The organism is Streptomyces sp. NPDC046977 (genome assembly GCF_040644455.1).
In the GTDB taxonomy this organism is placed as follows: Bacteria; Actinomycetota; Actinomycetes; order Streptomycetales; family Streptomycetaceae; genus Actinacidiphila.
The window spans coordinates 85,891-112,431 of the sequence record NZ_JBEYWO010000012.1; the positions used below are offsets into that span (position 1 = coordinate 85,891).

At 72.5% G+C, this 26,541-nt stretch carries 17 protein-coding genes and 1 riboswitch; of the genes, 8 read left to right on the top strand and 9 right to left on the bottom strand.

Translation table 11 applies throughout. The features are described 5' to 3' along the window. The first annotated feature begins 137 nt into the window (after window positions 1-137). From ABZ883_RS19800 to ABZ883_RS19815, 4 genes are all read left to right on the top strand, one after another. Entirely contained in the window at window positions 138-3,470 is a 3,333-nt protein-coding gene (locus ABZ883_RS19800; RefSeq protein ID WP_360907599.1) for an FtsX-like permease family protein, read from the top strand. A 1-nt stretch (window position 3,471) separates the two neighbouring features. Continuing rightward, window positions 3,472-6,255, top strand: a complete 2,784-nt coding sequence (locus tag ABZ883_RS19805) for an FtsX-like permease family protein (protein ID WP_360907600.1) — start codon at window positions 3,472-3,474, stop codon at window positions 6,253-6,255. Further along, window positions 6,252-7,253: an ABC transporter ATP-binding protein gene (locus tag ABZ883_RS19810; protein WP_360907601.1), complete on the top strand. Its 1,002-nt coding sequence runs from the start codon at window positions 6,252-6,254 to the stop codon at window positions 7,251-7,253. Before ABZ883_RS19805 ends, ABZ883_RS19810 begins: the two co-directional genes overlap by 4 nt. A gap of 72 nt (window positions 7,254-7,325) precedes the next feature. After that, on the top strand, window positions 7,326-8,681 hold the full coding sequence (locus tag ABZ883_RS19815) for an NAD(P)/FAD-dependent oxidoreductase (protein WP_360907602.1): 1,356 nt from the start codon (window positions 7,326-7,328) through the stop codon (window positions 8,679-8,681). An 87-nt stretch (window positions 8,682-8,768) separates the two neighbouring features. Here the strand turns inward: ABZ883_RS19815 and ABZ883_RS19820 are convergent, their stop codons facing one another. Then, a complete protein-coding gene (locus ABZ883_RS19820) occupies window positions 8,769-9,551 on the bottom strand; it encodes an RNA polymerase subunit sigma (protein WP_360907604.1) in 783 nt (260 codons plus the stop codon). A 244-nt stretch (window positions 9,552-9,795) separates the two neighbouring features. Between ABZ883_RS19820 and ABZ883_RS19825 the strand changes: the two genes are divergently transcribed. Further along, the gene (locus ABZ883_RS19825; RefSeq protein WP_360907606.1) at window positions 9,796-11,397 is read left to right on the top strand and encodes a ubiquinol-cytochrome c reductase cytochrome b subunit; all 1,602 of its coding nucleotides are present in this window, start codon (window positions 9,796-9,798) and stop codon (window positions 11,395-11,397) included. Here the strand turns inward: ABZ883_RS19825 and thiE are convergent. The 7 genes from thiE to ABZ883_RS19860 form a co-directional block, all read right to left on the bottom strand. Next, window positions 11,394-12,059 carry a thiamine phosphate synthase gene (gene thiE, locus ABZ883_RS19830; RefSeq protein ID WP_360907608.1) on the bottom strand — a complete coding sequence of 222 codons (666 nt, stop codon included), beginning with the start codon at window positions 12,057-12,059 and terminating at the stop codon, window positions 11,394-11,396. The genes ABZ883_RS19825 and thiE overlap by 4 nt on opposite strands. Further along, entirely contained in the window at window positions 12,056-12,865 is an 810-nt protein-coding gene (thiM, locus tag ABZ883_RS19835; RefSeq protein ID WP_360907610.1) for a hydroxyethylthiazole kinase, read from the bottom strand. The genes thiE and thiM overlap by 4 nt, the downstream gene beginning before the upstream one ends. A gap of 38 nt (window positions 12,866-12,903) precedes the next feature. Continuing rightward, entirely contained in the window at window positions 12,904-14,310 is a 1,407-nt protein-coding gene (locus ABZ883_RS19840) for a cytosine permease (RefSeq protein WP_360907612.1), read from the bottom strand. After that, window positions 14,302-14,395: riboswitch (TPP riboswitch) on the bottom strand. (Overlaps the previous gene by 9 nt.) A 247-nt stretch (window positions 14,396-14,642) precedes the next feature. Next, a complete protein-coding gene (locus tag ABZ883_RS19845) occupies window positions 14,643-15,389 on the bottom strand; it encodes an SDR family oxidoreductase (RefSeq protein ID WP_360907614.1) in 747 nt (248 codons plus the stop codon). A gap of 110 nt (window positions 15,390-15,499) precedes the next feature. Then, window positions 15,500-17,200: an FAD-binding protein gene (locus ABZ883_RS19850; RefSeq protein ID WP_360907855.1), complete on the bottom strand. Its 1,701-nt coding sequence runs from the start codon at window positions 17,198-17,200 to the stop codon at window positions 15,500-15,502. A 148-nt stretch (window positions 17,201-17,348) separates the two neighbouring features. Continuing rightward, window positions 17,349-18,581 carry an FAD-dependent oxidoreductase gene (locus tag ABZ883_RS19855; protein ID WP_360907616.1) on the bottom strand — a complete coding sequence of 411 codons (1,233 nt, stop codon included), beginning with the start codon at window positions 18,579-18,581 and terminating at the stop codon, window positions 17,349-17,351. Between the two features lie 197 nt (window positions 18,582-18,778). Next, complete coding sequence (locus ABZ883_RS19860; protein ID WP_360907618.1) at window positions 18,779-19,261, bottom strand: cupin domain-containing protein; 483 nt, start codon at window positions 19,259-19,261, stop codon at window positions 18,779-18,781. 373 nt (window positions 19,262-19,634) lie between these two features. Between ABZ883_RS19860 and ABZ883_RS19865 the strand changes: the two genes are divergently transcribed. The 3 genes from ABZ883_RS19865 to ABZ883_RS19875 all read left to right on the top strand — a co-directional run bounded on the left by ABZ883_RS19865 (window position 19,635) and on the right by ABZ883_RS19875 (window position 21,936). Next, window positions 19,635-20,009 (top strand): cupin domain-containing protein, encoded by a 375-nt coding sequence (locus ABZ883_RS19865; protein ID WP_360907857.1) that lies wholly within the window; start codon window positions 19,635-19,637, stop codon window positions 20,007-20,009. Window positions 20,010-20,204: 195 nt separating this feature from the next. Further along, entirely contained in the window at window positions 20,205-20,942 is a 738-nt protein-coding gene (locus ABZ883_RS19870; RefSeq protein ID WP_360907859.1) for an NAD(P)H-binding protein, read from the top strand. 97 nt (window positions 20,943-21,039) lie between these two features. Continuing rightward, window positions 21,040-21,936: an RNA polymerase sigma-70 factor gene (locus tag ABZ883_RS19875; RefSeq protein WP_360907620.1), complete on the top strand. Its 897-nt coding sequence runs from the start codon at window positions 21,040-21,042 to the stop codon at window positions 21,934-21,936. Between the two features lie 88 nt (window positions 21,937-22,024). Here ABZ883_RS19875 and ABZ883_RS19880 read toward each other — a convergent pair whose 3' ends face one another. Further along, the gene (locus ABZ883_RS19880) at window positions 22,025-26,122 is read right to left on the bottom strand and encodes a carboxypeptidase regulatory-like domain-containing protein (protein ID WP_360907622.1); all 4,098 of its coding nucleotides are present in this window, start codon (window positions 26,120-26,122) and stop codon (window positions 22,025-22,027) included. Window positions 26,123-26,541: the final 419 nt, after the last annotated feature.

Below are 26,541 nucleotides of genomic sequence, written 5' to 3' on the forward strand. Positions count from 1 at the left end.
CTGCGGCGGTGCCATGCGCTCCTCGCACGGTGACTCGTGGCTGCACCGTCCGGAACTCCGCAGCAACCACACTGCCGGCGCAGTGAACGGAGCCGATGTCGCTTCCGCGGTTGCGGAAGAACGAGGGTTGGGGACAGTTGCCGAGGTTTCTACTGCTGCGGCTGCGCGCCCACCGGCTGCTCCTGGGCGCCGCCCTGCTGTCGATCGTGCTCACCACGTGCACGGTGGCGGCACTCGCGGCCTTCGGCGCGTCGGTGGGGGACGCGGGACTGCGGCGCGCGCTCCAGGACCCCGCGTCCGGCCGGACACTCGTCGAGGTGACCGCGGACGCCGACGGCGGCGACCGTGCGGACACGGACCGCGCGGTGCGCAAGGCCGTCGCCGGAGCGTTCGACGGGCTGCCGGTGACCGTGGCCACGAGCACCCGCTCCGGCGCGTACGGTCTGCCGCCGGGCCTGCGGCCGGCCGGCGCGGCGGACTCGGGCAACCCGGATCTGACCGTGCTCGCCACGCTCGACCCCACACGGGTCACGGTGGCCGCCGGAGCCCTTCCCGGACCGCCCCCGGGCCGGGGGCCGGTACCGGCGGCCCTGCCCGATACGGCGGCGAACGCGCTCAAGCTGCGCCCGGGCGACGAGGTCACGCTGGCCGACCGGCTCGGCGGCGGGACCCTGAAGGTGCGGCTCACCGGTACCTACCGGCCCGCCGACCCCGCCTCGTCCTACTGGCGGCTGGACCCGCTGGGCGGCCGGGGGACACAGACCCTGTCGTTCACCACGTACGGCCCGATGCTCGTCGATCCCGCCGCCTTCGCGCCCGGCCGCGTCCCGGCGGCCGAGTACCTCTGGCAGGGGCGCGCCGACTTCGCCGGTGTCACCACGGACCGCATGGACGGCCTCGGCCGGGCCGCCCGGCAGGCCGTGGCCCGGCTCGGCCACTCGGCGCCGGACGGCGAGATCACGGCGAGCAGTGAACTGCCCGATCTGCTGGACGAACTGCGCCAGACCCTGTTCGTGTCCCGCTCCACCCTGCTCGTCGTCGCCCTGCAACTCGGACTGCTGGCCGCGCTCGCGCTGTTCCTGGTCGCCGGGCTGCTGGCGGCCGACCGTTCCGGGGAGACCGCCCTGCTGCGCGCCCGCGGCGCCTCCCGTGCCCGCGTGGCCGGTCTCGCCGCGACGGAGGCGCTGCTCCTCGCGGTGCCCGCCGCCGTGGCGGCGCCCCTGCTGGCCGGACCGCTGGTGCACCGGCTGGCCGTGCACGGCGCGTTGGCCCGCGCCGGGGTGGCACTCGACGTGCCCGCGTCCGACGCCTTGTGGCCGGCCGCCCTGACCGCGGCGGTGTGCGCCCTCATCGTGCTGGCGCCGTCGGTGCGGCGCCCCGGGACGTACGCGGGTGAGCATGCGGCGGGCGACGGGCGGCGGGCGCTGCCCGGCCCCGTGCGCGCCGGTGCCGACATCGGACTGCTGGTCGTGGCCGCCCTGGCCTTCTGGCAGCTCTCCCGCCGCGCCGGCGGATCGGGCGTGCTCACGGCCGACAGCGGCGGCGCCCTGGGCCTGGATCCCGTGCTGGTGATCGCACCGGCGCTCTGCCTGCTCGCGGGGGCTGTGCTCACCCTGCGCCTGCTGCCGCTGGCCGCCCGGATCGGCGAACGGCGCGCGGCACGGGTCCGGGGCCTGGCGGCGGCGCTGGCCGGCTGGCAGCTCTCCCGGCGGGCCGGACGCGGGACCACCCCCGCGCTGCTGCTGGTCTTCGCCATGGCGATCAGCGTCTTCGCGATCGGGGAGAGCGCGAGCTGGACGCGTTCACAGAACGACCAGGCGGACTTCGCCGTCGGTGCGGACGTCCGTGTGACCGGGACGTCGACCCCGCCCTTCGGGCAGGGCGGCGTGTACGACGGCATGCGCGGTGTCACCGCCGTCACACCGGTGGGCCGTTCGGCGGTGCCCCTTCCGGCGGAGCGGGAGGCGACCGTGCTCGCCGTCGACTCCACGACCGCGGGCGGGGTGATGCGGCTGCGCGAGGACCTGGCGGACAAGCCCCTGGCGGACCTGCTGCGGAGCCTGCGGCCCCGGCGGGACTCCGCAGGTGCCGAGGGGTTCGTGCTGCCGGAGCACGTGGCCCGACTGCGGATGACCATGAGCCTGGAGGCCGTGGACCTCCATGACCGGGCGGCCGCGGGCACCGTCACCGACCGGGTGTCGGCGACGTTCACCGACCGCTACGGAACGCCCTTCACGCTTGTGCTGGGCGACCTTCCCGCGGACGGGCGAACGCACGTGCTGGTGGCGGACCTCGCCGCCGAAGCGGGCCGGGCACGCGGCGCCGGACCGGCCGGGCCCCTGCGCCTGACCGGTCTCAAGACCGGCTTCCGGATACCCGGGGAGAACGAGCACCACCGGCTCTCCCTCACGGCGCTGGCCGCCGTCGGTCCGGACGGAGCCACGCAGGCCGTGTCCGTGCCCGACGGAGCCACGTGGACCGTGCGCACCCGGACCGACGCGCCCGACACCGGTACCCCGGCGAGCGGCCCCACGACCAGCGCGCGGACGCCGCGCAGCGACCACCGCACCCCCTTGACCGTGCGCTACGACACCGGCGCGCTGCCCAACGCGGACGACCTCTGGAACGGCTCCAACGGCGCCGCGGTGGAACTGGCCGCCGGCAAGCCGTTCACCGGGGACGTGCCCGCGGTGGTCACCGAAGCGTTCCTGCGGGCCGTCGACGCGCACGTGGGCGACGCGGTGAGCGTCGATGTGCGGGGTGCGAAACTGACCGTCCGCATCGCCGGAGCGGTACGGGCGCTGCCCACCACCGGTGCGTCGTCGGCCGACACCGACGGCGGTGCGCTCCTGCTGGACCTGCGGACGGTGAACCGCGCACTGGCCGGGCTGGACCAGGGCGGGTGGCAGCCGGGTGAGTGGTGGATCGCCACCGACCCGGGGGCCGGTGGGCGGGTCGCGTCCGAGCTGAGGGCCCGTGGCGACATCACCTCGGTCCTGTCCCGTGACGAGGAAAAGGCGGACCTGCGGAGCGATCCGCTCGGCGCCGGCCCGCTGTCGGCGTTGCCCGCCGCCGTGGTGACGGCGACGGTGCTGGCGGCCGTCGGCTTCGCGGTCGCGGCGATCGGCGCGATGCGGGAGCGGGCGCAGGAGACCGCCATCCTGGCCGCGCTGGGCGCGCCGCGGCGTTCGCTGGCGCGTGTGGTGGCCGTCGAGCAGGGCCTGCTGGTGGTGGTCGCGGTCGCGGTGGGGACGGTGCTGGGCGCCGTGCTGACCCGGCTGGTCGTGCCGCTGGTCGTCCTGACCGCCGGTGCGGACAGCCCGGTGCCGGCGGTACGTGTGGAGTTGCCGTCCGGGTCGCTCCTTCTACTGATGGTCGTCGTGGCGGTGTTGCCGCTGCTGGTCGTGGCACTGATGGCGCTGCGGTCGACCGACCCGGTCCAGGCGCTGCGTCGTCAAGGAGGTGAGTGACATGACCGAACCGCTGAGTGCTCGCGGTCACGGCGACGTGTCCTGGATCCGTGCCCGGCTGCGGGCCGCCCCCGGCGGGACCGTGGCCCTGGCCGCACTGGTGCTGGTGACGGCGCTCCTGGCGGCAGCGCTGCCCCGGGCCGTGGACGGATACGAGAACGACGCGTTGCGGGACATGCTGCGGCAGGCGCCGCTGGCCGGCCGCAGCGTCACGATGTCGCTGGACGTGTCGCGGCTGTCCGTCCCGAACGGCGCCGAGAAACTGCTCACCCCGGAGTCCGTCGCGCGGACCGAGGGAGCGTTCCAGCAGGTCGTCCGGGCTCCGCTGGCCCTGGACGAGAGCCAGACCGTCTACGGCGTGCGCAGCGCCGATGCCACCCCGGCCGTCGACCCCGGCCTGCCACGCCCCTCCAAGAGCCGGGATCCGCAGACCACGCTGCTCGCCCAGAAGGACCTCGCGGGCCGCACCCGAATCGTGTCAGGACGGCTGCCTCGTCCCGGCAAGGACAGAGGTGTCGTCGAAGCGGTGGTCACCGACCGCACGGCCAAGGTCATGCGGCTGCACGCGGGTTCGGCGATCCACCTCCTGGACACGGTCGGCTCGAAGCTGACCGTACGGATCACCGGAATCGTGTCGCCCCGGTCTCCGGGAATCGCCTACTGGAACGCCGAACCCGACCTGCGCGCGCCGACGTTGATCACCGTGCAGCCGTCGCCCGCCGTCGATCCGACGTACTACTGGCACTTCACCGCGCTCATCGACCCGGAGGCCACGTCCGCCCTGCTCAGCCTCCACGACGGCGCGGAGGTGTACTGGCACCATCCGGCCGACATCGGCGCGCTCACCGCGCGTGATGCCCACGCGGCCGGAGACCGGATCTCGGCGCTCAACGCGGGGGCGGACGCCGCCAAGTTGCACTCACTGACCAACCAGCTCGGCCTGACCGTCGAGAAGGAGGGGCTGGCCGACCTGCTCATGCCCTTCCAGCGCGAGCGTGCCGCTGCCCAGCCGCTGATCCTGATCGCCGCGGTCGGTGTCGGCACGGTCGCCGCCGTCGTGCTCCTGATGGCCGCCGGCCTCCAGGTGGCAAGGCGCCGGGCGGAGTTGACGCTCCTGCGGGCCCGGGGCATCGCCCTGCCCGGCCTGGCCGCCCGGCTGATCGGCGAGAGTGCGCTGGTCGCGGTGGTGTCGGCGGCCCTCGGACTGGAACTCGCGCTGTTGCTCTTCCCCGCCGACCGATCCACTCCGTCGGTGGTCGCGGCAGCCTTCGTCGCTGCCGTGTCCTCCTTCGCCCTGCCCCTGCGGGCTCTGGCCGCGGCCCGCAGGCCGCGGCTGGAGCAGCGTGAGGACCTGGTCGCGGTGCGGCCGTCGCGGCGCCGGACCGTGGCCGAACTGACAGTCGCCGTCATCGTGACCGGCTCGGTGGTCGCTCTGCGCCAGCGGGGCACCGCGGACGGCGGCGCGGACCTGCTCACGGCCGCGGCCCCGGTCCTGGTGGCCGTGATCGCCGCGCTGGTGCTGCTGCGCGTGTACCCGCTGCCGCTACGGCTCTTGGGCCGCCCTGCCGCACGCCTGAGGGGCGCTGTGCTGCAGATCGGTACGGCCCGTGCGGGCCGTGCCCCCTCGACCGCGGCACTGCCGCTGCTGGCCGTGCTGATCGCCCTGACCGTGACGTCCTTCGGAGGCTCCGTCCTCGCCGGCGTCGAGAGCGGACGCGACCACGCGGCAGTCGTCAAGGTGGGAGCGGACGCGCGGGTGCAGTCCTCCATGGGACTCGCCCTCCCGAAGGGGCTGGACGCCCGCGTCCGCGAGGTCCCGGGCGTGCGCGACGTCCTGGGCGTCCGTGTCGAGACGGGGAAGATTCTGCAGTCGACACGCACCAGGTACGACACGGTGATCGTGGATCCCGAACGCTACGCACGTCTGGCCCGGTACACCGGTGTGGGGACCTCGTTCCCGGCCGCGGCACTGGCCGACCCGGGCCGGGGCCCGGCCCCGGTCATCGCCTCACCACGACTCGCACGGCAGATCGGCCACGGAACCACGACTCTCTACACTTCCGCGAGCGCCTTCGACGCCCATGTGGTGGCCACCGTGACGGCGACACCGGCCGTCGCGGGTCGTGAGTTCGTCATCGTCTCCGAGGCGTCCGTCCACCGTGCACACCCGGGCGCGGTGGCCGCGGCCACTCGCCCGCTGACGCTCCTGATCAGCGGCGAGGACATCGACGGCAGGGCATTGCGCGCGGCCGTCCACGCTGCCGGCGCACGCGACGTCCAGGTCCTGCTCCGCTCGGAGGAGCGGGCCGCGTACGGGAGCACGACGGCGTTGCAGTCCGGTGCGCGCGGTGTGTATCTGGCAGCGGTCGCGGCCGGTGCCGGTTACAGCGCGCTGGCATTGCTGCTGTCGTTGCTGCACAACGCACCGCAGCGGCGGGCCCTGCTGGCCCGCCTGCGCACCATGGGAATGAGTAGCCGCCAGCGGCAGAGCCTGGCCGTCCTGGAGATGCTGCCGCAGGTCCTGCTGGGCGCGGTCGGCGGCATCCTGGTCAGCCTCGCCACCGTGCCGCTGCTGCGGCCCGGCGTCGACCTGACGGCACTGGCGTTCAGCACGACCACACCCGCCACCGACGTGTCGGCGGCGGTACTGCGCACCGACCCCGCCTCCCTGCTCCTGCCGTCGGCCGCGCTCGTCGCGCTGGCCTGCGCGGTGCTGGCGGTACAGGCATGGGTCACCGGACGGCGCGGCGAAGGAACGGAACTGCGGATCGGGGACCGATCATGACCGACAACACGACCCAGACCAGTACCACCACCGAGGCCGGGGGCGGCGCTCCTGGCGTCTCCCTGGCGGAGCTCGAACGGCGCGCCACCGCGCACCGCGAGCGTCCCGCCTACGGACAGGACGCGCTCATCGCCTGCGACCGCCTGGTGCGCATCTTCACCGCCCAGGGCGTCGAGGTCCAGGCCCTGCAAGGACTGGACCTGCTCGTCGAACGGGGTGAACTCATGGCCCTGGTCGGCGCGTCCGGCTCAGGCAAGTCCACCCTGCTGAACATCCTGGCCGGACTGGACACCCCCACCGCGGGAGCGGCGACCGTCGCCGGCTTCGACCTGCTCGCCCTGGACGGCAAGGCCCGGCTGCGCTACCAGCGTGAAGTCGTCGGCTTCGTCTGGCAGCAGACGAGCCGCAACCTGCTGCCCTACCTCACCGCCCTGCAGAACGTCGTCCTCCCCATGCGCCTGGCCGGCGGCGTGAAGGGCCGTGCGGCACGCGCCGCCCGCGCCGCCGAACTCCTCGACCTGGTCGGCGTCTCCCACTGCGCCGACCGCCGCCCCCAGCAGATGTCCGGCGGCGAGCAGCAACGCACGGCCATCGCCGTGGCCCTGGCCAACCACCCCGCCCTCGTCCTGGCCGACGAGCCCACGGGACAGCTCGACTCCGCCACCGCGGACCAGGTCTTCGGCGCTTTCCGCGCCGTCAACCAGGAGCTGGGCACCACCGTCGTCATCGTCACCCACGACCAGGCCGTCGCCCAGGCCGTCGACCGCACCGTCGCCATCCGCGACGGCCGCACCGCCTCCGAGGTCCTGCGCCACACCACCGTCGACGACGAGGGCAACACCACCACCCACGCCCGCGAGTACGCCACCGTCGACCGGGCCGGCCGGCTCCAGCTGCCCCGCGACTTCACCACCGCACTCGACATCCGCCAGCGCGTCCTGCTCGACCTCGAACCCGACCACATCGAAGTGCGACCCGACCACCACGACAACCCCTGACGGGGTGCCCGCATGTCACACCACGCGGCTCTGCACGGTCTTCTTCGTGACGAACCGAAAACAGAGGGAACCATGCGTGAGATCCTGATCGTCGGTGGTGGCTACGCGGGCTTTTACACCGCCTGGGGCCTTGAGAAGAAGGTGCGGGCCGGGGAAGCGAGGATCACGGTCGTCGACCCGCGCCCGTACATGACCTACCAGCCCTTCCTGCCGGAGGTCACCGCCGGCTCGGTCGAGGCCCGGCACGCCGCCGTGTCGCTGCGCCGGCACCTGCGCAAGAGCCGGCTGATCGCCGGGAGCGTGACCGAGATCCGCAGCGCGGACCGGACGGTCACCGTCCGGCCGGTGAACGGAGACGAGTTCGAGCTGCGCTACGACGTCCTCGTGGTCACCGCCGGCGCCGTGACCCGCACCTTCCCCGTACCGGGCCTGACGGAGCACGCGATCGGGCTGAAGCACGTCGAGGAAGCGGTGGCCATCCGCGACCGGCTGCTGACCGCGTTCGACCAGGCCGCGTCCCTGCCGCCGGGTCCCGAGCGGCGCAAGCTGCTGACCGTCACTGTGGTGGGTGGCGGGTTCTCCGGGGTCGAGGGCTTCGGTGAACTGCTGTCCCTGGCGACGGCGATGCTCAAGGTGTACCCGGAACTCGCCTTCGACGAGCTGTCCTTCCACCTGGTCGAGGCGCGCGACCGCATCCTGCCCGAGGTGACCGACAAGCCCGGTGCCTGGGTCGTGCGCTCCCTGGAGCGCCGCGGCGCGCACGTCCACCTGAACACGCAGCTCACCTCCGCCCAGGGCGGCCACGTCGTGCTGTCCAGCGGGGAGGAGTTCGACTCGGGACTGATCGTCTGGACCGCCGGCAACGCCTCCAACCCCGTGGTGCACAACCACACCGACCTGCCGATCGACGAGCGCGGCCTGATCGTCGTCCGCCCCGATCTGCGGGTGGGCACCGACAGCGACCCGCTGCCCGACGTGTGGGCGGCGGGGGACGACGCGGCCGTGCCCGACCTGGCGTCGCCCGTGCCGGGTGCCCGTACGGTGCCCAACGCCCAGCACGCGGTGCGGCAGGGCAGGCGCCTGGCGAAGAACATCCTCGCCGACCTGCGCGGCGGCACCGTCCGGGACTACCGGCACAGCAGCCTCGGGGTGGTGGCCACGCTCGGCCTGGGCCGGGGCATCTTCCAGTACAAGGGGATCGTCATCAAGGGACTCCTCGCCTGGCTGATGCACCGCGGCTATCACGTGCTGGCGGTGCCCACCTGGGAGCGGAAGGTCCGGGTGCTCGCCGTCTGGCTCACCGCGGCGGCCTTCGGCCGGGACCTCGTCTCGCTGGCCTCCGTGCAGCATCCGCGGGACGAGTTCGTCACCGGCAGCGATCCCCGGCGCGCCGGTGAGCGCCCGGCGGGCGACCGCACCACCGTCTGAGCAGCTCGCTGCCCGGCATCCCCGCGCACGTACCTGCCGGCCGTCCTGACGGCCGGCAGGTACGTGCCGTCGTGCGTGGCACGGCCGTCAGAGGGCGGGGGACTCGTTCCAGGGGCGGAGCTTGTCGGGATTGAGGACGACCCACACTTGACCGACGCGGTCGCCGGTGAGACCGAGACTGATGACCGCGGCGACCTGGTGGTCGCAGCGCACCACGAGGCCGGTCCGCCCGCTCACGGGCTGGGCGCGCAGAGTGGTGCGCGGCCGTCTCGCCAGGAGCACCAGCAGGCTGCGCGCGACCTGCTCGCTCCCGTGCACCGGCCTCACCAGCGCCCTGACCTTGCCGCCGCCGTCGAAGACCGCCGTTGCGTCGGCGGACATCAATGACGCGAGCAGTCCGGCGTCCTCCGCCGCGCAGGCTTCCCGCACAGCGGTGACGAGCGCGTCGTGGCGCACGGGTGACGCCGTGCGCGCACGCCACGACCGGAGCCACCGGCATGCGCGGGTGGCGGGCGCGAGGGACCCCGGACGCCCCCTTCCCACGACGTCCGCCACCGGGGCGGGCGCAGGCCCGAAGGCGTTGCCGCCCGCGAAGTCCGCCCGCTCGGGGTCCTGGGGAGCGCCGTCACTCGGGCCGGGCAGGTCCGGCCGGGCCCGGCAGATGCCGCCCGCGGTCGCCGCGAGCCAGGACCGCGGCGTCGCGATCTGCGCACGTGCGATGTCTGACAGTGCGTACCACCGGCGGTAGGTCTCCACGACGACGCCTTCCGCCTCGCCGTCGCTGCCCACCATCCGGTACGCGACGTCCAGCAGATGCCGGCGCTCGTCGAGCAGCTCGGCGAGCGACACCGCCTCACCGGCAAAGTCCATTCCGCATCCTCCCTCGAGCACGGCACCACACAGCGCGGCCGCAGGCTCGACCTCGTCGAAGCACAGGAGGTCTGCGCACGAGTGCACGCTGCACCCGCTCGCACTCTTCGGCTCTGAACATGAGACCGGGCAGGCCCGGATCTTGTGACGCGCCGCCCGCGCTCCGCTGTCCGATGTCACATTTACGCGGCTGTTTCGGTCCTAGTGGTGACGGCATGGGTGATCCACGAATGGCGGTACGAAAATGGACAGCGACAGCCGGCCGGACGCAGCGGGACGAGATACCAGGGGGAACGCCTTCGCCGCATGGGCGAGGGGGCGGCTGGGGGTCAGCGGCCTCTTCCGTGAGACCAGACGCAAGGTGTTCCCGGACCACTGGTCCTTCATGCTGGGGGAGATATCCCTGTACAGCTTCGTGGTGCTCGTCCTTACGGGCGTGTACCTGATGCTGTACTTCCACCCGTCGATGGAGCAGGTGCCGTACCAGGGGAGCTACGCGCCGCTGCGGGGGCAGACGGTGTCGGAGGCGTACAACTCGACCCTGCACATCTCCTTCGACGTCCGCGGCGGACTGCTGATCCGCCAGGCCCACCACTGGGCGGCGCTGATCTTCGTCGCCAGTCTCTTCGCGCACCTGATGCGGATGTTCTTCACCGGCGCCTTCCGCAAGCCGCGGGAGCTCACCTGGGTGCTCTCCTTCCTGCTGCTGGTGCTCGGCATGTTCGAGGGACTGACGGGATACGACCTCCCGGACGACCTGCTCTCCGGGACCGGCCTGATGGTCGTGAACGGCACGATCCTCTCAATCCCGGTCGTCGGCACCTACCTGTCGATGTTCCTGTTCGGGGGCGAGTTTCCCGGGACGGAGCTGATCGCCCGCTTCCACACGCTCCACGTGGTGGTGCTGCCCGCGATCATGGTGGCACTGTTCGCCGGCCTGATTTTCCTGACGATCCGTCACAATCGTGCGCAGTTCCCGGGACCAGGGCGCACGGAGCGGAATGTCGTCGGCATCCCCTTCAAATCGCTGGCCGTGCGGGCCGGCGGCTACTTCTTCCTGGTCACCGGGATCATCCTCGTCATCGCGTCGATCGCGCAGATCAACCCCGTCTGGCTGTACGGCCCGTACCGCCCCGACCAGGTCACCGCGGGGTCCCAGCCCGACTGGTACATGGGCGTGGCCGACGGGCTCCTGCGGGTCATGCCCGGCTGGGAGGTCGTCGTGTGGGGCCACACCCTCGCCCTGGACAACCTGATCCCGCTGGCGGTGGGCGCCGGTCTCTTCCTGGCCATGGGGGCGTACCCCTTCATCGAGGCCTGGGTCACCGACGACGACCGGGACCACCACCTCCTCGACCGGCCGCGGAACCGGCCGGTGCGGACGGCGCTGGGCGCGGCATGGATCAGCGTGTACGCCGTGGCCCTGCTCGGTGCGGCCAACGACGTGATGGCCACCCGCTTCCACGTCTCGGTCAACGCGGTGACATGGGCCGTGCGGATCGGGCTCTTCGTCGTCCCGTTCGCGGTCTACGCGGTGACGAAGCGCTGGGCGCTCGGCCTCCAACTCCGCGACCGCGACAAGGTGTTGCACGGACGTGAGACCGGAGTCATCAAGCGCATGCCCAACGGCGAGTACGTCGAGGTCCACGAGCCGCTCGACCCGGAACGGCTCCACACCCTGACCGACTACGAGCAGTACCGCCCGATCCCCGCCGGCGCGGGCGGCCCGGCCGGGCGGCTGCGGGCCAGGCTGAGCCGCGGTCTGTACGGCGAGGGCACGCAGATCCCCAAGCCCGTTGTCCACGAGGCCCACGAGGAGCACGAGCACCACGAGATCAGCGGTTAGACCGGCAGTGCGCCCCAGGCGAGGGCGTACGCGCGGGCCGAGGCGAGGGGGTCCTCGGCCGCGCAGATGCCGGACACGACCGCCGCTCCCGCCGCCCCGGCCTTACGCAGGCCCGGCAGGTCCGCCGGGGTCACGCCGCCGATGGCGACCGCGGGCAGCGGGCTGAGCCCGACGAGCCGGGCGAAGCCGTCGAGGCCGAGCGAAGGGGGAGCGTCCGCCTTGGTGCGGGTCGCGTGGAGCGCGCCGATGCCGACGTGGTCGACACCCGCCGGATCCTGGGCGGCGGCACGCAACTCGCCGGGGGTGGCGGCGCTGAGGCCCAGAACCGCGTGCTCCCCGATGAGCCGGCGGACCGCGGCCGGGGGCAGGTCCGACTGGCCGACGTGGACGCCCGTCACCCGCACGCCGGCGAGGCGGGCGGCCAGGAACACGTCCACCCGGTCGTTGACGATCAGCGCCACACGCTCAGGAAGGACCGCCGCGACCTCCGTGACCGTTCGCAGGAAGTCCCCGCCGTCCGCGTGCTTCTCACGGATCTGCACCGCGGTGACGCCTCCCGCCACCGCGGCGGCGACGGTCTCGGCCACAGTGCGGCCACGAGCCGCGCACTGGGCCGCGTCCGTGACCAGGTAGACCGACAGGTCGACCGGCGCCGGCGTCACGACAGCGCCGCCCGCTCGACGATGTCGGACTCCCGCAGGGCGGCGAGCGCGTCCAGGAATTCCACGGCGAAGCTGCCGGGCCCGGAGGCGGCCTTCGCGGCCGGCTCCGCGGCGACCGTGTACGCGGTGACCGCGGCCACCGTCGAGGCGAACGGGTCCTCGCCCACCCCCGCGAAAGCCGCCATCACGGCGCCCAGCGCACAGCCGCCGCCGGTCACACGGGTCAGCAGGGCGTCGCCGTTGGCGACGCGGACCGTGCGCACGCCGTCGGTGACGAGGTCCACCGGCCCCGAGACGGCGACCACGCCGCCGGTCGTTGCGGCCAGGCGCCGCGCCGGCTCCTCCGCGGCCTCGACACCGTCGGAGGAGTCCACCCCGCGGCCGCCGCCGCCCGCGCCCGCCAGCGCGATGATCTCCGAGGCGTTGCCCCGTACGATCGTCGGCCGCAGTTCCAGGAGTTCACGCGCCAGCGCCGTGCGCACCGGCAGCGCGCCGACGGCCACCGGGTCGAGCACCCACGGGGTGCCGGCCGAGGCCGCCGCCCGCGCGGCCTCGGTCATGGCGGCGCGCTGCTCGGCGTGCGGGGTGCCGAGGTTGATCAGGACCCCCGAGGCGATCCCGGCGAACGGCCCGGCCTCCCCGGGGATGTCGGCCATGGCGGGCGAGGCGCCCAGCGCCAGCAGGACATTGGCGGTGAAGCCCGTCACCACCGCGTTGGTCAGGCACTGGACCAGCGGGGACTGCTCCCGGACGCGGGTGAGCGCCTGCGCGGCGAAGGCGATGTGATCGGCGGACGTCGGGACCATGGGGTCGCTCCTTCGGGGACGGACGGGGGCGTGGCGGCTCAGACCTGCGCTCGGTGGCGCAGCCGCAGCGGCGCGTACACCGCGAGCGCCACCAGGAACGCCACGTAGTACGAGAGGTCGGCGCCGTGCAGGGCGTCCGCCACCGGGCCGACGTACAGGCTGGTGTCCATGAACGGCACGGCCGCGGCGAAGGCGGCGGCGAACGCGAGCACGGCCGGCAGCCAGGGCTGCGGGCGGGCGGTCTCCGCGGCGAGGTCGATCTCCTCGCCGCCCCGCGCCCGCGCCCGGGCCAGCCAGTCGACGACGACGATCGCTACGAACCCCGGGATCCAGTAGCCCACGAACAGCAGGACGTTCTGGAAGCGGGCCGTGGTGTCGGCGGCGTGCATCCACAGCACGAGGGGGAAGCCGAGGGCGGCGGCGAAGGCGGCCGCCGCCGGGCGGGGTATGCGCACGCCGGCGGTCTGGAGGGCCAGCGATCCGCTGTAGTCGTTCATGGCGTTGCTGCACAGGGCCGCCAACGCCACGGCGAGCAGCCCGAACGCGCCCACCGGCCCGCCGCCCAGCAGATCGGCAACACCGGCCGCGGTCTGGTCGGTCAGCACCGACGCGCCCCACAGCCCGAGGGCCTGGACGGCCACGAAGGACACCACCAGGCCCGCGACGGTGTACCAGAACATGCGCGGGCGGGAGGTGGTGCGCGGCAGGTAGCGGCTGAAGTCGCTGGCGTACGGGGCCCAGGACAGCGCCAGACTCAGCGCGATGGTGCTGGTCAGGACGAACGCGCCGCCCCGGTCGGCGCCGTGGGCGGAGCCGGTGGCCGCGGGGTGGACACCGTCGAGCAGCCTCCAGGCGATCAGCGCGAACGCCGCGGCGAGCACGAAGGTCATGACGATCTGGAGCCGGTGGATGGCCTCGTAGCCGAGGACGCCGAGAGCGCCCTGGGCGAGCATCATCACCAGGACGCCGAGCCAGAACGGCAGCCCGCACAGCCGGGCCAGCGCGTCCCCGCCGAAGAGCCCGATCAGCGCGTCCCAGGCGACCGAGGACAGCCACTGCAGGATGCCGGGGAGCGCGACGGCCCGGCCGAAGGCGAGCCGGGCCAGCGGCAACTGCCCGGCGCCGGTCCGGCTTCCCCAGGTGCCGAGGTAGGCGGTGGGGATCGCGCCGATCACGGTGCCGAGCACGACGGCCGCGAGCGCGGTGGCGAAGTCCAGCCCGAGGGCGATGCCGATGGTGCCGGTGAACACGCCGGTCATGGTGAGGTTGGGGGCGAACCACACGGTGAACAGCCGACCCGGGCCGCCGTAGCGGTTGCCCTCGGGGACCGGCTGAATGCCGTGCGCCTCGATGCGGAGATCGCCCGCCGACGCAGGCATGCGCCCGTCGAAGACGGTCTGCCGGCCGTCGGCGGGCAGACCGCCGGAAACATGCGTCAAAGGCATGGAAGACATCCCTCCGCCAGTGCGAACTGGTTCAGGTTCGACGGGTGTGATCTCAGCCCTCGGCGGGGCACCCCGTGTCCGGTACGACGGACAGACTAACCCGATCCCGCTGCTCAGCGCGTCGACAGGAGGGCACGGCACCAAAACGGCCCGCGGGCAACACGGTCAAATGCTGCCAAACGCGGGCCGGATGGATCTTCCTCAAGGGGCGTGGGACGGCTCGGGCCGCACCGCGCGGATGTCGAGCAGGTACCGCCGGGTCGTGTGCGCCCGGTCGCGGCCCCCCTGGCGGTGGCCCCTGCCCCCCGGCGGGCAGGGGCCGTCCGCGAACGTCACTTCTGCTGCGCCAGCCAGTCGGCGAACCGGGTCGCGCCGAGCTGCGCGCTCCCGAGCGGCACCAGCGAGTCCTCCTCCAGCTCGGACCCCCAGTAGGGGGCGCGCGGGTCCGCGACGACCGTACGGGGGTCGTTCTGGACGGCGAGCGCGTCCCGGATCAGCTCGTCGAACCGGAAGGCGTCGGGGCCGGCGATCTCGACCGTTCCGTCGAGGGGCGCGCCGGCCGCGGTGCGGGCGACGGCGAGGGCCACGTCGTCGGAGTGGATGGGCTGGAACTTGACGGGAGCGATGCGCACCGTGTCGCCCTCGGTCGCGGAGTCCGCGATCCCGTTCGTGAACTCGAAGAACTGCGTGGCGTGGACGATGGAGTACGGCAGCCCCGACGCCTTGATCAGCTCCTCCTGGGCCAGCTTGGCGCTGAAGTAGCCGTTCTCCGGGAGCCGGTCCGTGCCGACGATGGAGAGCGCGACGTAGTGGGTGGCACCGGCCTCCGCGGCCGCCTTGAGCAGGTTGGTCGTGCCGGTGCGGAAGAAGTGCATCACGGCCTCGTTCTCGAACGAGGGCGAGTTGGAGACGTCGACGACGACCTGCGCGTCCTGCAGCACCTCGGCGACGCCCTCTCCCGTCAGGGTGTTGACGCCCGTGTTGGGCGAGGCGGCGACGGCCTCGTGCCCGTGGTCGCTGAGGTTGCGGACGACCTTCGAGCCGATGAGCCCGGTTCCGCCGATGACGACGACCTTCATGGGAGCTTCCTCTCGGAGAATTTCGTGCGTACGGAGAAAATGACCGGGCGGGGACCCCGCCTGTGACAGGCGCCCGGCGGGCTCGCGCGCCAATGCGCGCGAGCCGGGCGTCACTCGGCGAGCTTCCCCTCGGTGGAGACGTCCTCCATCAGGGCGGAGATCTCCTCGGGGATGGGCGGAATGCTCTCGCGGGTGATCCCCGTCGTCGGGGACCAGACGAGGTTCACCTGGAACGCGGGGTCCAGGTCCGGGTAGTCGCTGCGGTTGTGGCAGCCGCGGGTCTCGCGGCGTTCGAGCGCCGATTCGAGCGTGGCCCGCGCCGCCAGCGCCGCGGCCTTCAGGTCGAAGGCGTGCGCCAGGTCCTGGAAGCCGGCGATGTCGGGGTGGACGCCGATGTCCGCCATCCGCTTCTCGATCGCGGTGAGTTCGCCCAGGCCCGTCAGCAGCCCCTGTTCGTCGCGGACGACTCCCGCGTGCTCGGTCATGGTGTTGCGGATGGCGCGCTGGAGGGCGCGGACGTTCTCGTGGCCGTCGGCCGCGAGGAGGTCGTCGACCTCGGCCCGGGCGTGCGCCACGGCGGACGCCGACCGCGGCTGCGAGGTCAGCGCCTGGGAGTAGGCGGCGGCCGCCTGTCCGGTGAGACGGCCGAAGACCAGCAGCTCGATGAGGCTGTTGCCGCCCAGCCGGTTGGCGCCGTGCAGGCCGCTGGAGGCCTCGCCGATGGCGTACAGACCGCGGACGTCCGTGCTGTGGTCCTCGGGCCGGACCCAGACACCGCCCATCGAGTAGTGGGCGGTGGGCGCGATCTCGATGGGCTCGCGGGTGATGTCCAGCATCTGCAGGTCCAGCAGGGTCTGGTAGACCCGGGGGAGCCGCGTCATGATCGTCTGCCGCGGCAGGTGCGAGACGTCCAGCCACACGCCGCCCTTGGGCGTGCCGCGCCCTTCCTTGATCTCCGTGTAGGAGGCCAGCGCCACCCGGTCGCGCGTGGACAGCTCCATGCGCTCGGGGTCGTAGCGGCTCATGAAGCGCTCGCCGAGCGCGTTGCGGAGGATGCCGCCCTCGCCGCGGGCCGCCTCGCTGACCAGCGTGCCGGCCGCGTTCTCCGGTTCGATGATGCCGGAGGGGTGGAACTGCACCAGCTCGGCGTCGCGGAGGCGGGCACCGGCCTCCACGGCCAGGCGGAACGAGTCGCCGGTGTTCTCGTCGCGCCGCGAGGACGTACGCCGCCAGATACGCGTGTGGCCGCCCGCCGCGAGGATGACGGCGTCGGCGTGGATGAGGTAGCGCTTCCCGGTGGCGACGTCGAAGCCGTAGGCGCCGAAGACGGCGCCCTCGTGCACCAGGAGCCGGGTGATGTAGACACCGTCGAGCACCGGTATGCCGAGCTGGTCCGCGCGCCTGATCAGCGTGCGCTGGATCTCCAGACCGGTGTAGTCCCCGGCGAACGCGGTGCGCCGGAACTTGTGCGCGCCGAAGAAGCGCTGCGAGATCCGGCCGTCCTCCTCGCGGGCGAACGCCATGCCGTACCGCTCGAGGTCGTCGATGCCCAGGGCGGCACCGTGGGTAACGGTGCGCACGGTGCGGGGATCGGCGAGCAGATAGCTCTCCTTGAGGGTGTCGGCGGCGTGCTGCTGCCAGCTGTCCTCGGGGTCCATCGTGGCGAGCGCCGCGTTGATGCCGCCGGCGGCGAGCGCCGTGTGGGCGTCCTCCTTGGGTCGTTTGCCGACGGCGAGGACGTCGACACCGGCCTCGGCCAGTTCGATCGCCGCCCGCAGTCCCGCTCCTCCGGTGCCGATCACCAGCACCATGGTGGAGATGCGCTGTTCAGTGAGTGCCACGGTCCGCTCCGATCGCCTTGGTTGTCACTCATTACGACCGGGCGCTTCGGGCAGGTGTGACACGGCAGCGCGGTGGGCGGGGGACGGCCGGCGCCGTCCCCCGCCCACGTGCCGGACGTCAGGAAGCGACGCTGTCCAGCGGCACGTCCGGGTCGGCCAGGCGCGCGGCGTCGACGTCGGAGCGGGAGGTGATCAGGGCCTTGATCGGCTCGACCACGTCCCACACGTTGACGTTCATGCCCGCCAGCACCCGGTTCCCGGACATCCAGAAGGCGATGAACTCCCGCGCGGCGCGGTCCCCCCGGAAGACGACGCGGTCGTAGCCGCCGGGCTCGGTCCAGCCGGTGTACTCCATGCCGAGGTCGTACTGGTCGGTGTAGAAGTACGGCAGCCGGTCGTAGACGGCGTCCTTGCCGAGCATGCCCTGCGCGGCGGTGTCCGGCTGGTTCAGCGCGTTGGCCCAGTGCTCGACGCGGATGTGGCGGTCGAGGAACGGGTGGTGGGCGTTGGCGACGTCGCCCGCGGCGTACACGTCGGCCACCGAGGTCCGCAGGTGCGCGTCGGTGACGACACCGTTCCGCACGTCCAGCCCGGCCTCCTCGGCGAGCCGGACGTTGGGCGCGGCGCCGACACCGACGACCACCGCGTCGGCGGGCAGGTGGGTGCCGTCGGCGAGCAGGACGCCGTCGGCACGGCCGTCCGCCCCGGTGATGCGCTCCACCTGCGCGTTGGCGTGCAGCACCACGCCGTGCTCGGTGTGGAGCGCGGCGAACACCTCCGCGGCCTCACGGCCCAGGACGTTGAGCAGGGGCAGCTCCGAGTGCTCCACCACCGTCACCTCCGCGCCGGCCAGCCGGGCCGCCGCCGCGGTCTCCATGCCGATCCACCCCGCGCCGATGACAACGATCCTGGCTCCCGCGGTGAACGCGGCCTTGAGCCGGTCGCTGTCCCCCACGCGGCGCAGGTAGAGCACGTTGTCCTGCTCGGCTCCGGGAACCGGCAGGCGGCGCGGGGACGAGCCGGTGGCCAGCAGCAGCTTGGTGTACGGCAGGCGCCGCCCGCCGTCGAGTTCCACCTCGCGGCCCGCCGGGTCGAGCGCGCGTGCCGTGGTGCCCAGGAGCAGTTCGACGTCGTGCTCCGCGTACCAGCCGTCGGGGTGCACGTACAGGGAGTCGCGTGCCTCCTTGCCGAGCAGGTAGCCCTTGGAGAGCGGCGGACGGATGTAGGGCTTCTCCGGCTCGTCGGCGACGACCACGAGCCGGCCGTCGTAGCCGTGCTGCCGGAGGGCCTCCACCGCCTTGCCGGCGGCGAGGCCGCCGCCGACGACCACGAAAGTGTTCTCAGGGGACACGATGCGCCTCATCTCGGGAATCTCGGAATCTCGGAATCTCGTGTGTCGCGTGGTGCACGCCGCGCGCCACCCCGGTCATACCACCGGCGGTGGGGGGGACGCGCGATGACGTACGGGCGGCACCGCCCGACGTCAGCCGGCCTGCCGGGGACGGGAGCTGATCGCCCGTCCGCCGCCGGCCGGCGGGACCGGCCCGGTCACTCCACGAAGTACGAATCGTGCTCGTCGAGGAACCGGGCGCGCTCCTCGTCCGTGGCGTGGGCCAGGTGGGACAGCCCCTCGAAGTACTTCTCACGAGGTGCGCCCGGTGCGAAGAGCAGCAGCATCTGGGCCGGCGCGTCGGAGTCGTTGCGGTACGCGTGCAGTCCGCCCTGCGGCACGTACAGGAAGTCGCCCTGCCGGGCCTCGACCCACTCCTCGCCGTTGAACAGGCGCACGGTCCCGTCGAGGATGAAGAACGACTCCGAGATGGACCGGTGGAAATGCGTCTTGGGGCCGCCGGCCCGCGGACTCATCTCGACCCGGTAGAGCCCGAACTCGCCCCGTGTCGTGGCCGTGGTCGCCAGGTAGTGGAAGGCGTCCTTGCCCGCCTCGCCGAGGTCCGGTCCGGTGCTCTCCGGACGGAAGCGCGCGCTGACCTCGCCGCCCTCACCGAAGTACACCTGCTGCGGGTACGACATGCAGACCATCCCCTCTGTGTGTGGCACAACGTCGCGTCGAAAGGCATGTCCGAGCCTCCCGACGCACGACAGACCGGGTGCGACCGCGGTGTGTGACACGTCGCGCCGTCGTGGAGCGGGTTTCTCGCCGGGACCTGTCACAAATGCGGTTTTTCCCCGGTCGTACCTCTGCAGCAGTCATGCAAGCCTGGGACGGACGAGTACGGCCACCGCGGAAGGCGGCCGTCGGCGCTCCCGCTCGACGGGCGGGCGGTCCGACGTCATTCGGCCGATCCGGGCCGGTCTACGGAGGTGCAGCGCAATGTCGGACAAGGAAGCAGCGGGCACGGTCGGCGAGCAGCCGCAGTCCGGAACGTGGCGGACAGCGATCACGATGCTCCAGGACGTCACCCCGCCCCACATCCCGGAGGGGGCCTCGGGGATGACCATCCTGGTCGAGTGGCCGCCCGGGGACCCGGGGACCCCGCCGCACCGCCACACGGGCCCGGCCTTCGGGTACGTGATCGAGGGCGCGGTGCGCTTCGAGCTGGAAGGCGAGCCGGAACGCGTCGTCAGGGCCGGTGAGACCTTCTGGGAGCCGGGCGGGGACGTGATCCACTACCAGGACGGCAATGCCCTCACGGACGCGCGGACCCGCTTCGTGGTGACCATGCTCTGCGAGCCTGGCCGCCCGATGCTGACGCTGGTCGAGCCGGAGGAGCTGGCACAGCGGACGCACCTGCGGGCGCCACGTCCCGCCGGGAGCTGACCCGCGCTCCGGCGGCGCGGCGGGCACCCCTCGGGTGGCGCGGATACGCCGCATGTATCTTTGACATCGAACATCCAGGATATGTAACGTCCTGAATTGCTCAGCGCATGCTGCCCAGGCGAGCCGACTTCCCCGGGGGTAACTTCGGTGCCGTAGGGGCATAACGGACATAAGTATCGAGAGATGGGTCGTGCCATGAAGGTCGCGGTCGTCGGTGGTACCGGGCTGATCGGGTCGCAGGTCGTCGAGAAGCTCAACGGTGCAGGTCACGAAGCGGTCCCGCACTCCCTGTCGACGGGTGTGGACCTCCTGACCGGCAAGGGCGTCGACGAGGCGGTGGCAGCCGCCGACGTCGTGGTCAACCTGACGAACTCGCCGACCTTCGACGAGGCCTCGGAGGCCTTCTTCCGGACGTCGATGGACAACCTCGTCGGCGCGAGCGAGCGGGCCGGCGTCGGCCACTTCGTCATCCTGTCCATCGTCGGTGTGGACCGGGTGCCCGACCTGGACTACTACCGGGCCAAGGTGCTCCAGGAGGAGATCCTCAAGGCCGGCTCCGTCCCGTTCTCCATCGTGCGTGCCACGCAGTTCATGGAGTTCATGGAGGCGACCATGTCGTGGACGACCGACGGCGACACCGTCCGCCTGCCGGAGACGCCGATCCAGCCGATCGCCGCCGCGGACGTCGCCACCGCCGTCGCCGATGTCGCCGTCGGCAGTCCGCTCGGCGGCGTCCTCAACGTCGTGGGCCCCGATGTCTACCCCCTCACCGAGATCGGCCGGATGACCATCGCCGCCAAGGGCGACGGGCGTGGCGTCGTGCCCGACGACACCGCCGGCATGTTCGCCGTCGTCCGCGGCGACGCCCTCACCGCCCGGGAGGGTGCCCGCGTCGCCCCCACGCACTACACCGACTGGCTGTCCCGGGCCTGAGGAGGCCCGGCGCGGTACGCGGCAGGGATCCGTACGGATCGGTGAGCTGCCACCGGCCCTCGGTGGCACCTTGCCGAGCAGGGAGAACAGGCAAGGAATGCCGTCGAAGAACAAACCAGCGGAAGACTCCGACACTCTCCAGGAGGCGGAGGAGGCCTTTCGTGACGCCCGCGGCACCATGTTCGGTATCGCCTATCGGATCCTCGGCAGCGCCAGCGAGGCGGAGGACGTCATCCAGGAAGCCTGGATCCGCTGGCAGACCTACGACCGTTCGAAGGTGAAGAACGCGCAGGCGTTCCTCGCGACCACCGTGACCCGGCTCGCGATCAACGTGCTGCAGTCGGCCCGAGTCCGCCGCGAGACCTATGTCGGCCCCTGGCTGCCGGAGCCGGTCGACACCGAGAGCGACCCCGCGCTGGGGGCCGTCAACGGGGAGGCGCTCGAAGTCGCGGTCCTCATGCTGCTGGAGAGGCTCACGCCGACCGAGCGCGCGGCCTATGTGCTGCGCGAGGCGTTCGACTACCCGTACCAGCAGATCGCGGAGATCATCGACCAGACGCAGGCCAACGCCCGGCAGTTGGTGAGCCGGGCGCGCAAGCACCTGGCCACGGAGAAGCGCGCACGGGTGGCGACGGCCGAGCACCGCCGGTTCCTGACGGCGTTCGTCGCGGCCGCGCAGTCGGGGAACATCACCGCGCTGGAGAAACTGTTCGCCGCCGACGTCATCTCGTACTCCGACGGCGGAGGCGTCGTCCGGGCCTCGAAGTTCCCCGTCGTGGGCCGTCAGCGTGTGGCGAAGTACTACCACGCCTTCGCCGAGCGCTTCTGGATCGGTGTCACGGTGGAACCGGCCGAGATCAACGGCCTGCCCGCGGTCCGGCTCTCCCACGAGGGGGCCGTGTTCGCCGTCCTGTCGCTGCGCGTCACCCCGGACGGCATCGACCGGCTGCTGTGGTCGATGAACCCGTCGAAGCTGGCCGCCGTGGCCGCCTGAGCCGGCCGGACCCCGGGCGCGGGGCACGGGAGGGCGGGCCGGTCCCGGAGGACCGGCCCGCCCCGTACTGCCGTCCGCCGAACGGCGGTTACTGCTTCTTGAGTGTGAAGTCGCCGGTGACGGTCGTCCCCTTCTTGACCTTCACGGTGGTCGCCACCGGCCGGTAGCCGTCCTTGGCGACGATGACGCCGAGCGGGTTGTTCCGGGAGTCGAGCCACAGGGAGTACGTGCCGTCGGCGGCCGTCCTCAGGGAGTAGCTCGCCGCCCAGCTGTCGATCTCGACCGTCGCACCGGCCAGCGGCCTGGTCGTGCCGTCGCTCTGGACGCCCCGGACGGTTCCGGTGATCTTGCCCCAGGTCTTCGGCGGGTCGACGTGCAGGGACACCGCGACCTTCCGCATCCCGTACGGGGTGTCGTTGTCCAGCGCCAGTTGCGCCGTGAAGTCACCCGGCTGCGTGATCCCGGGCACCGAGGCGTCCAGTGTGACGGTGACGGTCGTGCTCGCCCCGGGCTGCAGCGTGAAGTGCTGCGTGCTCGTGCTCAGCCAGGTGACGTCGGTCGAGCCGCCCTGGTCGTACCCGGGCAGCAGTTCCACGGTGCGGCTCGGGGTGTACGGCTCGCTTCCGCCGCCGACCTTGTAGAGGCCGAGGGCGGCGCCGCCCCGGTACGTCGCCACATCGGCGTTGGGCAGCGCGGTCCATGCCCCCGCCTGCGGATCGTAGGCGAAGCCCTGGTTGGTGATGGCCTCGTGGCTGATGCCGCTGGAGATCACGAGCCGGTCGTTCGCCGCGGTGGACGAGGAACTCCACAGCGGGATCGGCAGGTCGGGCAGCGCCGACCAGGCGTCGGCCGCGGGGTCGTAGACGTAGGCGTGCTTGCTCTCGCCGAGGGAGTCGGCGTTGCCGCCGGCGCAGTACAGCTTGCCGTTCACACCGCCGCAGGACTCCCAGGCGACCCTCTCCGGGTAGTCGGCGATCCGGGACCACGCGTCGGTGTCCGGGTCGTAGGCGTACGACTCGACGGTGCCGCAGCGTTCGTCGCAGCCGCCGACCGTGTAGAGCTTGCCGTCGACCGCGGCGTTGCCCTGGCCCGCGTAGGCGGCCGGCGCCGGGGCCCCGGTGCTCCAGCGGTCGGTGACGGGGTCGTAGATCTCCAGCTTGGGGTCGGTGGTGTTGTCCGGGAGCCAGCCGCCGACGGCGTAGAACCTGCCGTCGACGAACTGGCCCGAGGGCGCCTCGCGGCGGTCCGCCGCGCCGGTCACCTGGCTCCAGCCGCCGACGACGGGGTCGAGGACGTACATCGCGTTGGTGACGTCGAAGCCGGTCCAGCCGAAGGCGGAGTAGACCTTGCCCTGGTAGGCGCCGACCACGTTGCCGAGCACCGTCTCGGGGAGCTCGGGGGCGGACTGCCAGGCCTCACCCGAGGGCGCGGCGGCCTGCTTCGCACCCGACGGGGCCTGGCCGGTCTTGCTCGCGTGCGGGGAGAAGTGCCCCTTGACGGTCTGGAGGGGAGCGCCGCTGCCGAGGGCCTGGGACCGGAAGCCGCCGGCCCGTTCGCCCACCGCCACGGTGACGGGCGCTCCGCCGGTGTTCCTGACCGTCAGATTCCGCGTGGCCGACCCGCCCCAGCCGACGCCGGCGGTCACGGAGTCCGGGGTCACGGTCAGCTGCCCGGCCTTCAGCTTGTAGGAGGCGGAGACCGCGCTGTCGGCCGCGATGCGGACGGTCTTGGTCAGCTCCGTGTAGCGGGGACTGGCCGCGCCGACCTCATGCCTGCCGAGACCGGGCGAGAACATCAGGTAGAGCCCGTCACCGAGAGCGGGGTCCTCGGGTGTGGCGACGGTGGTCGCGGCCGCCCCGGGCACGTCCGTGACGGTGACCTCGGAACCGACCAGTCCCTGGCCGGTGTTGGCGTCGGAAACCGTCCCGGTCACGAGGCCACCGGGGGTCGCCGTGTAGTCGCGGTTGCCGATGAACACGTCGTCGACACCCCACCACCAGGCGAACTGCGTGACGAAGTGGAACCGCACCCGGACGTCCCGGTCGCCGGCGAATCCGGTCAGCGGGATCTCCGCCCTCGCATGCTCCGTGAAGCCCGCGGGCGCGATCCACAGGGACGTCCATGTGGCGCCGTTGTCGGAACTGGCGTCGACCGAGATCGCCTTGCTGTCGGAGACCCAGTACATCGTGTCGAAGGCGAGTTCCGGATCGGAGGCGTCGGTCAGGTCGAAGGCCGGGCTGATCAGCTGCGTGTCGTACGGCGAGCCGATCGTGGGGTTGTCGGCGACGGCGAACGCCCCGTCGCCGCCGGTCTGATTGCCGCGCCCCTGCGGGTCGTCGAAGGTCCAGCCGCCGGCGGTGCCGTCCGCGTTGACCACGCGCCAGCCCTCCGGCGCCGCGTCGGGGGAGGCGAAGTGCTCGGTGGCGCCGGACAGATGCACGGCGTAGCCGGGCGCGGTCGCCTTCCAGGGGTCGGCCGGCAACGACAGCTTCAGCGACTGCGGAGCGTCGGCGACGGTGACCGCGGTGGTGGCGGGGGTGTATCCGGGCAGCGCGGCCTCGGCGCGCAAGGTGTAGCCGTGGCCCTGCGGGAGGGAGAGGGTGAAGGCACCGGTGGCCGGATCGGTCCAGACAGGGCCGCCGGGGACACCGTCCACGGTGATCCTGGCGTACAGCGGCCAGCCGTGGCCGGAGCCGTCCGTGACCTTGCCGGAGACGGTCTGACTGGGGACCGGGTTCAGCGCGAAGTCCCTTGTCAGGGAGCCGCCTTCGGTGACGTCGACGTCCTCGGCGGTGCCGGTGGCGTAGCCGTACGCGTCGACGGTGACGTCGTAGGTGTCCACTGGGAGACCGATGGTGTAGCGGCCGTCGGCGCCGCTGCGCGTGACGTTGCCGCTTCCCGCGCTGATCGTGGCGCCCGCGAGGGGCTTGCCGGTCGACCTGTCGGTGACGGTGCCGGACAGCGTCCCGTGCGGACCGGTGCGGAAGGCGCGCAGGCCGTCGGGGGTGCCCAGACCGGTCGGGCCGTCGTAGCCTTCCGTGCCGGTGCACAGGTAGGCCGGGGCGCAGGTGCCGTTGCTGCCGGCGGTCACGTCGTGGAGGCCCCCGCCCGCTTCGTACGGGTAGGAGTTGGGGTAGGTGCCCGCGACGGGCGCGCCGGCACTGGCGTAGACCGCGGCGATGATGGGCGATCCGGCACTGGTGCCGCCGAACTGCCCCCAGCCGCTGCCGCCGTACGTCTGGTACACGGCGACCGGGGTGGCGGGGTCGGCCACGGCGGCGACATCGGCGACGGACCGGTTCGCGCAGCCGGTGTCCGTCTGGAAGGCGGGCTTGGGCTCGTAGAGCGAGCATCCCGAACCGGCCCCGTCCCAGGCGGACTCGGACCAGCCGCGGTCCGTGCCGCCGTCTGCGGTCAGCGAGGTGCCGCCCACCGCGGTCACGTACGGAGAGGCGGCCGGGTAGGACACGCCGTACCCGAAGTCACCGGAGGAGGCGACCATTGCGACACCGGGGTGGTTGTAGTGGACGTCCAGTCCCACGGTCCCGGAGGGGTCCTCGCCGCTGCCGAAGCGGTAGTCCGTGCCGTAGGAGTTGGAGACGAACTTGGCACCCATCGCGACCGCCCGGTCGACGGCCGCGCCCAGGTCGTCGAAGGCGGGGCTGTCGGCCTCGACGAGAAGGATGTGCGCGTCGGGCGCGACCGCGGAGACCATGTCGAGGTCGAGGGAGATCTCCCCGGCCCAACCGGGGTCGGGCTGCGGGTAGTCGGTGCCGCCGCGCTGGTCGACCTTGCGGAAGCAGCCGTTGTCCGTGGTGCAGGCCGGCAGACCGTACTGGGCGCGGTAGACCGCGAGGTCCGCCTCCGCCGTCGGGTCGTCGAAGGCGTCCACGATCGCGATGGTCTGCCCCGCGCCGCCGCCTTCGGGGAGGTTGTACGCCGAACGCAGGTCGCCCGGCCCGAACCCGCCCGGCGCCGCCGCGGTCCGCAGGCCCTTGGCCGCGGTGACATCGGTGCGGCGCAGGGCGTAGCAGGTGGCCTCACCCCTCTTGGGGGTACCGCAGGCGGCCTCGTAGGGCACATCGCCCTTCGCCGCGGCGGCGGTGGGCGCCGCGGCCTGCGACGGCGTCTGGACCCCCATGACGGCCATGGCGGCCGCGCCGAGCACCGCCAGCAGGGTCGACACCGGCCGCCGGAGTGGTGGACCGGATATGTGTGGTACGCGCAACGTCCGACTCCCCAGTCATCACATGAAACGCCGACACGTGAAGGCTCGACGGGCGAACTTCCGTGATCGCCGGGAGTCCATTAGTGGAGAGATCTTGTGTCCATGTCAACGCTGAAAAGACGCAAAGAAGCCGCCGATTCGCATTCTCCGGTGCACCCGCCGCAGATGTGTCCGGAATCCGGAGAGGCGCCGTGCATGTATGGGCCCCAGCTGTGACAGGTCCCCCCATCAGGCTTGTTGCCCCGCACATCACCCGATGTCCGGGCTCACGCCCAAGAGCGCGTCGAGCCGTTGCCCCGCCATTTCCTGTGACGGGACGTTACGGGCATTACCGCCTTGGCCATTTGTTGCGGGCGCCAGCATGTCAAAGATTACGG

What these genes read in the sequence shown, in the direction of transcription:
- thiM (WP_360907610.1), bottom strand. Translation starts at nt 12,865, where the DNA reads ATGGTCCCGACGTCCGCCGATCACATCGCCTTCGCCGCGCAGGCGCTC.
- ABZ883_RS19845 (WP_360907614.1), bottom strand. Translation starts at nt 15,389, where the DNA reads ATGAAGGTCGTCGTCATCGGCGGAACCGGGCTCATCGGCTCGAAGGTC.
- ABZ883_RS19840 (WP_360907612.1), bottom strand. Translation starts at nt 14,310, where the DNA reads ATGCCTTTGACGCATGTTTCCGGCGGTCTGCCCGCCGACGGCCGGCAG.
- ABZ883_RS19865 (WP_360907857.1), top strand. Translation starts at nt 19,635, where the DNA reads ATGCTCCAGGACGTCACCCCGCCCCACATCCCGGAGGGGGCCTCGGGG.
- ABZ883_RS19805 (WP_360907600.1), top strand. Translation starts at nt 3,472, where the DNA reads ATGACCGAACCGCTGAGTGCTCGCGGTCACGGCGACGTGTCCTGGATC.
- ABZ883_RS19860 (WP_360907618.1), bottom strand. Translation starts at nt 19,261, where the DNA reads ATGTCGTACCCGCAGCAGGTGTACTTCGGTGAGGGCGGCGAGGTCAGC.
- ABZ883_RS19820 (WP_360907604.1), bottom strand. Translation starts at nt 9,551, where the DNA reads ATGGACTTTGCCGGTGAGGCGGTGTCGCTCGCCGAGCTGCTCGACGAG.
- ABZ883_RS19850 (WP_360907855.1), bottom strand. Translation starts at nt 17,200, where the DNA reads ATGGTGCTGGTGATCGGCACCGGAGGAGCGGGACTGCGGGCGGCGATC.
- ABZ883_RS19825 (WP_360907606.1), top strand. Translation starts at nt 9,796, where the DNA reads ATGGACAGCGACAGCCGGCCGGACGCAGCGGGACGAGATACCAGGGGG.
- ABZ883_RS19870 (WP_360907859.1), top strand. Translation starts at nt 20,205, where the DNA reads ATGAAGGTCGCGGTCGTCGGTGGTACCGGGCTGATCGGGTCGCAGGTC.
- ABZ883_RS19875 (WP_360907620.1), top strand. Translation starts at nt 21,040, where the DNA reads ATGCCGTCGAAGAACAAACCAGCGGAAGACTCCGACACTCTCCAGGAG.
- ABZ883_RS19815 (WP_360907602.1), top strand. Translation starts at nt 7,326, where the DNA reads ATGCGTGAGATCCTGATCGTCGGTGGTGGCTACGCGGGCTTTTACACC.
- ABZ883_RS19810 (WP_360907601.1), top strand. Translation starts at nt 6,252, where the DNA reads ATGACCGACAACACGACCCAGACCAGTACCACCACCGAGGCCGGGGGC.